Source organism: Saliniramus sp. (assembly GCF_035311605.1).
GTDB lineage: Bacteria > Pseudomonadota > Alphaproteobacteria > Rhizobiales > Beijerinckiaceae > Saliniramus.
Genome location: NZ_DATGCW010000150.1, coordinates 1 through 6,394, shown reverse-complemented (window position 1 = coordinate 6,394; position 6,394 = coordinate 1). Strand labels below are relative to the sequence as shown.

Annotated in this window: 7 protein-coding genes; all 7 read left to right on the top strand. The window is 65.2% G+C overall.

The window, feature by feature from the left end; genetic code table 11:
- The coding region (locus tag VKP01_RS07185) for a uridine monophosphate kinase (protein WP_414706542.1) at nucleotides 1-413 on the top strand (413 nt) is incomplete at its 5' end.
- A gap of 51 nt (nucleotides 414-464) precedes the next feature.
- The gene (frr, locus tag VKP01_RS07180; RefSeq protein WP_324411477.1) at nucleotides 465-1,025 is read left to right on the top strand and encodes a ribosome recycling factor; all 561 of its coding nucleotides are present in this window, start codon (nucleotides 465-467) and stop codon (nucleotides 1,023-1,025) included.
- Between the two features lie 64 nt (nucleotides 1,026-1,089).
- Complete coding sequence (locus tag VKP01_RS07175; RefSeq protein WP_324411476.1) at nucleotides 1,090-1,929, top strand: isoprenyl transferase; 840 nt, start codon at nucleotides 1,090-1,092, stop codon at nucleotides 1,927-1,929.
- Complete coding sequence (locus VKP01_RS07170) at nucleotides 1,926-2,786, top strand: phosphatidate cytidylyltransferase (protein WP_324411475.1); 861 nt, start codon at nucleotides 1,926-1,928, stop codon at nucleotides 2,784-2,786. Before VKP01_RS07175 ends, VKP01_RS07170 begins: the two co-directional genes overlap by 4 nt.
- Nucleotides 2,787-2,829: 43 nt before the next feature.
- Entirely contained in the window at nucleotides 2,830-3,993 is a 1,164-nt protein-coding gene (dxr, locus tag VKP01_RS07165; protein WP_324411474.1) for a 1-deoxy-D-xylulose-5-phosphate reductoisomerase, read from the top strand.
- Nucleotides 3,994-4,044: 51 nt separating this feature from the next.
- Nucleotides 4,045-5,190 (top strand): RIP metalloprotease RseP, encoded by a 1,146-nt coding sequence (rseP, locus tag VKP01_RS07160; RefSeq protein ID WP_324411473.1) that lies wholly within the window; start codon nucleotides 4,045-4,047, stop codon nucleotides 5,188-5,190.
- Nucleotides 5,191-5,377: 187 nt separating this feature from the next.
- On the top strand, nucleotides 5,378-6,394 hold a 1,017-nt coding region (locus tag VKP01_RS07155), incomplete at its 3' end, for a POTRA domain-containing protein (RefSeq protein WP_324411472.1).

Here is a 6,394-nt window from a genome sequence, read left to right as displayed (position 1 = left end):
TGTCGGCGGTGTCGATGCCCACGATCTGCGAAACCTATGCGCGCCAGCCGGCCCTGCATTATCTCGAGAAGGGCCAGGTCGTGGTGCTGGCGGGCGGTACCGGCAATCCCTTCTTCACCACCGACACCTCCGCCGTGCTGCGGGCTGCGGAACTGCGTTGTGACGCGGTGCTCAAGGCGACGCAGGTGGACGGGGTCTATTCCGCCGATCCCAAGGCGCACGCGGATGCGAAGCGTTACGACCGGCTCACCCATGACGAGGCGATCGCCCGTGATCTGAAGGTGATGGATACCGCCGCCTTCGCGCTGGCCCGCGACGGCAAGCTGCCGATCATCGTCGGTTCGCTGCACGCGCCCTCCTCGATCGCGGCGATTCTGGAACGTGAAGCACCCTCGACGGTGGTCGCGCCCTGATATAAACAGCTTCGGGCCGTATCCCGACAATTGCACGACAGGACAACGACAATGGCTGCGGAATTCGATCTCGACGACATCAAGCGCCGAATGCGTGGCGCGGTGAATTCATTGAAGAGCGATCTGGCGGGTCTGCGCACCGGGCGCGCCTCGACCAACCTGCTCGACCCGATCACGGTCGATGCCTATGGCGCCGCCATGCCGATCAACCAGGTCGCGACGGTCAGCGTGCCCGAGCCGCGCCTGCTCTCGGTCCAGGTCTGGGATCGCAGCATGGTCGCCACCGTCGAGAAGGCGATCCGCGAGAGCGATCTCGGTCTCAATCCGCAGACCGAGGGCCAGGTCATCCGCCTGCGCATTCCCGAGATGAACGAGCAGCGCCGCAAGGAAATGGTCAAGGTCGCGCACAAATATGCCGAAGAGGCGCGTGTGGCCGTCCGGCATGTACGTCGTGATGGGCTCGATACGCTGAAGAAGCTGGAAAAAGACGGCGATATCAGTCAGGACGACGAGAAGCGTCAGGCCGATCAGGTCCAGAAGGCGACGGATGAACACGTCTCCGAGGTCGACTCGGTCGTCGCGGCCAAGGAAAAGGAAATCATGCAGGTCTGATCGGGGATCGGACCTGCATCCGGGCATGCGCCGGTCAGCCGGCGCCAAGCGGAGACAGGGCTTCATGCCGGAGGATCACAGCGCCGCAGCCGCCGCACGGGTCAGCGGCGTGCAGCAGACCGACATCCGGGGCGGATATCCGCTTTCCCGCCTGCCGCGTCACGTCGCCGTGATCATGGATGGCAACGGTCGCTGGGCATCGCGGCGCGGTTTGCCGCGTGCCGAGGGGCATCGCCAGGGGGTGGAGGCGGTGCGGCGCTGCGTGCGCGCTGCAACACAGGCCGGGATCGGCTATCTCACTCTCTATGCCTTCTCTGCCGAGAACTGGCGTCGCCCGCCGGCCGAAATCTCCATCCTGATGAGCCTCCTGAAGCGCTACATTCGCAGCGATCTCGACAAGTTGCATGAAGCGGGCGTTCGGATCCGGATCATTGGCGAGCGTGAAGGCCTTTCCCGCGATATCCTCTCGCTGCTCGAGGAGGTCGAGGCCCGCACGCGCGACAATACCGGTCTCAACCTCGTCGTGGCATTCAATTACGGCGGGCGTCAGGAAATCGTCCGGGCCGCGCGGCGTCTGGCTTCGGAGGTCGCCGCTGGCAGGCTCGATCCCGCCGCCATCGATGAGACGCGCTTCGCCGAGGCCCTCGATACGGCCGACATGCCCGATCCGGATCTGGTGATCCGCACCTCGGGCGAACAGCGCGTCTCCAATTTCCTGCCCTGGCAATCGGCCTATGCCGAATACGTCTTCCTGCCCGATCTCTGGCCGGATTTCGATGAGGCGGTTCTCGCCCGGGCGCTGGCGGATTATGCCCGGCGTGAGCGGCGATTCGGCGGGCTCGCCCATGTCGCGGAGGAGCCGGCCGCCGATGACGGCGTCCGCTATCGCGAGGCGAGCCGATGAACAGCCCTGGCGAAAGCGGCACGGCGCGCGGCTTCGTGCGCTCGGAGACCGGTATCCGGCTCATCTCGGCCGTCGTGATGATTGCGCTGGCGCTGGGCACGACCTGGTTTGGCGGAGTCGTCTTCGCCGTGCTGTGGCTGGCGGCGGGATCGGCGATTCTGTTCGAATGGATCGCCATGGTCTGGATCGTACGTCGCATCCCCAGCGTCGTGGCCGGCGCGCTGGCCTATACGGCCTTCGTGCTGGCGCATCTCACCGACTGGCCGGGGGTCGTGCTGGCGGCGATCGCGCTGACCGGTGGCGCGCTCGTCGTGATGATCAGCATGACGTGGCGCGACCGGATCTGGGCCGGCGCGGGCTACGCCGTCGGTTTCGTGGTGGTGGCGGTGCCGATCATCGTGCGATCCGATCCGGCGCTCGGCGCGCTCGCCGTCATATGGATTTTCGCTGTGGTCTGGGGCACGGATATCGCAGCCTATTTCACCGGGCGCGCGCTGGGCGGGCCGAAGCTGTGGCCCCGGCTGAGCCCGAAGAAGACCTGGGCGGGATTCTTCGGCGGGCTGGCCTGTGCCATGCTGGCGGGTTTTCTGCTGGGGCTTGTCGCCCGGATTCTGGGTCAGGCACCGCCGCTCGATCTCTGGGCGCTGACGCTGCTTTCCGGGCTCGCATCGGTGATCGGACAGGGGGGAGATCTGGCCGAATCGGCGCTCAAGCGCCATTTCGACGTCAAGGATTCCGGCAGTCTCATCCCGGGCCATGGTGGCGTGATGGATCGTCTCGACGCGTTCTTCGCCGTCTGTCTGCTGGTCGGCCTGATGCTGCTGGGGCTGTCGCCCTTCGGGATCGGCGCCGGATGACGACCGGTGCGCGAGCCAGAGGCTGACGGAGAAGAGCGAGGCGATGACACGCAAACTCATCCTGCTCGGTGCGACCGGCTCGATCGGGCGATCGGCCCGCGACGTGATCGCCCGTCACCGCGACGCCTTCACGGTCACTGCCGTGGTGGGGGGCTCGGACGCGCCGGCGCTGGCCGCAGCCGCCCGCGAGACCGGGGCGCGCTATGCCGCGCTCGCCGACGGCTCCGCCCTGCCGGCCCTGCGTGAGGCACTTTCGGGCAGCGGCATCGCCTGCGGTGCGGGCGAGGGGGCGGTCCTGGAGGCTGTCGCTTACGAGGCCGATCTCGTGCTCGCAGCCATAGCGGGGACGGCGGGTCTGCGCCCGACTGCGGCGGCAATCCGCCCGGGGCGTGCCATCGCGCTGGCCAACAAGGAAAGCCTCGTGAGTGCCGGCGCCGCCTTCATGCAGGCTGCTTCGCGGGCCGGGGTGGCGGTGCTGCCGGTCGATTCGGAGCACAACGCCCTCGCCCAGGCTCTGGGCAACGGCGCGCTCGGCGATGTGACCGCGATGACGCTGACCGCTTCGGGCGGGCCGTTCCGGACATGGTCGCGCGAGGCCATCGCCGCCGCCGGGCCGCAGCAGGCGTCGAAGCATCCCAACTGGTCGATGGGGGCCAAGGTCACGATCGATTCGGCGACGCTCATGAACAAGGGTCTCGAACTCATCGAGGCGCATTACCTTTTCGGGCTGGAGGCTGCGCGGCTCGACGTGCTGGTGCACCCGCAATCGATCGTGCACGGGCTGGTGAGCTGGCGCGACGGCGCTGTGACGGCGGGACTGGCGGCGCCGGATATGCGCGTTCCCATCGCCCATGCGCTGGCACCGCAGGGGATGCGGCTCGACACCGCGCTGCCACGCCTTGATCTGGCCGCGATTGCAGCGTTGAGCTTCGAGAAACCGGATCTGGAGCGCTTTCCCTGTCTTGGGCTCGCCATGGCGGCTCTGGCGGGAGGCGGTGCACATCCCACCATCCTGAATGCGGCCAACGAGATCGCAGTCGCCGCCTTCATTGCCGGTCGGCTGGATTTTTATGGTATCGCGGTAAGTGTCGAGAAGGTTTGTTCGCGTATGGTCGCCTCGGAGCGCGAGGCGCCCGCTGATGTCGAGACGGCTCTGGCCATCGACGCGCGCGCCCGTGCGCTGACGCGCGAAGCGCTGGGCATGTGAGCGCAGATCTGGGCCGGATCCGCTGCGGATACGGCAAAATGGAGACGGGTGATGGAAATTTTCGGTCTGGTGGTCGGTTCGGTCTGGGATCTCGTCTTCGGCTATCTGATTCCCTTCATCTTCGTGCTCGCCATCGTGATCTTCGTCCATGAGATGGGCCATTTTCTCGTCGGGCGCTGGTGCGGTGTGGGTGTCGATGCGTTCTCGATCGGCTTCGGGCCGGAAATGTTCGGCTGGACCGACAGGCAGGGAACGCGCTGGAAGGTCTCGGTCATTCCGCTGGGCGGCTACGTCAAGTTCACCGGTGATCTCAACGTCTCCAGTGCACCGGATCCCGATGAACTGTCGCAGATGGACGAGGCAACCCGTTCCCTCAGCTTTCATCACAAATCCGTCGGTCGACGCGCCATGATCGTGGCGGCGGGGCCGGCAGCGAATTTCATCCTCGCGATCCTGATCTTTGCCGGGCTGGCCTATTTCAACGGCAAGCAGGTGCTCGAACCGCGTGTCGAAGCTGTGGTGGAAGGCAGTGCGGCGGAGGCTGCGGGTTTTGCGCCGGATGATCTGATCCTGTCGATCGACGGGCGCGAGGTGGTCGGCTTCTCTGATCTGCAGCGCATCGTGAGTTCCTCGGCCGGCGATGATCTCGTCTTCGAAGTCGAGCGGGACGGAGACATCGACACCCTCCTCGTCACGCCGGTGCGCACCGAGCAGGAGACGGCTTTCGGTCGCCATCGCATCGGCATGATCGGCCTGCAGGCGGTCAATGATCCGCAGGCTGTGCGCCACATCACGTATGGCCCGCTGGAATCGCTCGGTCACGGGGTCTCGGAGACCTATTTCGTCATCGACCGGACGGTCGACTATCTCGGCAAGCTCGTGACGGGCCGCGAATCGGCGGATCAGCTCTCCGGGCCGATCCGCATCGCGAAAGTCTCGGGTGACGTCGCCACCCTCGGCGGGATTCTCGGGCTGATCAGCCTCACGGCGCTGCTTTCCGTCTCGATCGGATTCATCAATCTCTTCCCCGTGCCGATGCTCGATGGCGGGCATTTGATGTATTATGCGATCGAGGCAGCGCGTGGTCGCCCGCTCAGTGATCAGGCGCAGGAAATCGGCTTCCGGGTCGGTCTGGCACTGGTTCTCATGCTCATGCTCTTCGTCACGTGGAATGATATCATTAACCTCAGCGCCTGAAAAATTGCGGCCCTATCGTGACACGAAGGCCACGCCGGGGGAAAATTCTGCCGGGTGGGACATTCGGCGTTTGCAATGGCGCCGAGTTTCGGTAGAAGCGGAGTGTAGACCAAGCGGGTCGGCATGCATGTGCGTGTCCGGCTTCGGGGCAAAACCCGCGACAAACCAGAACGAGACGGGCCAGTATATGTCGAGCAAGAACGCGCGCCGCAGCGTGACGGCGAAACGGACGACGGTAGCACTCGCCATGGCGATGGCGGCCTTCGGCGTCTCCGAGGCTTTCGCGCAGCAGGTGGTCGTCGAGGGCAATCGCCGCGTCGACACCGACACGATCCGATCCTATGTGGTTGGGTCGAGCCCGGATGAAGCGCGGCGTAATCTGGTCGCGACGGGTCTGTTCAGTGATGTCCGCGTCTCCCGCCAGGGCGGCTCGGTTGTGGTGCGTGTCGCCGAGAACCAGGTGATCAACCGGGTTGCCTTCGAGGGAAATCGCCGCCTGCGCAGCGAGGCGCTGCTTCCGGAATTGCAGACGCGCTCCAATCGTCCCTACAACCCCGCAACCGTCGACGAGGATGTGCGCCGCATCCGCGAGCTTTATCGGCGTTCCGGGCGCGCGCTCGCCGAAGTCACGCCGCGTACCGTCGAGCTCGAAAACGGTCGCATCGACGTGGTTTTCACCATTGACGAGGGTGCACGTACCAATATTCGCGCGATCAATTTCGTTGGGAATGAGTCGGTTTCGAGCAGGCGTCTGCGTGATGCGATGAGCTCCGAGGTCAGCAGTATCTTCACGCTGCTGAGTACGGCCGACGTCTATGATCCTGATCGTCTCGCGGCCGATCTCGAATCCGTGCGCCGCTATTACATGCGTCGCGGTTATGCGGATATGCAGGTCGTCGGCAGCGATGTGATCTTTGATGCGGATCGCAAGGGTTATGTCATCACCATCACGGTCGATGAGGGGCAGCGCTACCGCGTCGGGAACGTCAGCGTCGATTCGCGTATTCCCGATGTGTCCGAGGAGGAATTGCGCCGGCGCGTCGCGACCGGCACCGGCGGCATCTATGATTCCACCGAAGTGGAGCGGACGCTCGTCGACATGACCACTGCCGTTGCGCAGCGCGGCTATGCCTTTGCGCAGGTGCGCCCTGTCGGTGTGCGCAACGAGGCGGAAGGCACGGTCGATATCACCTATGTGGTCGAC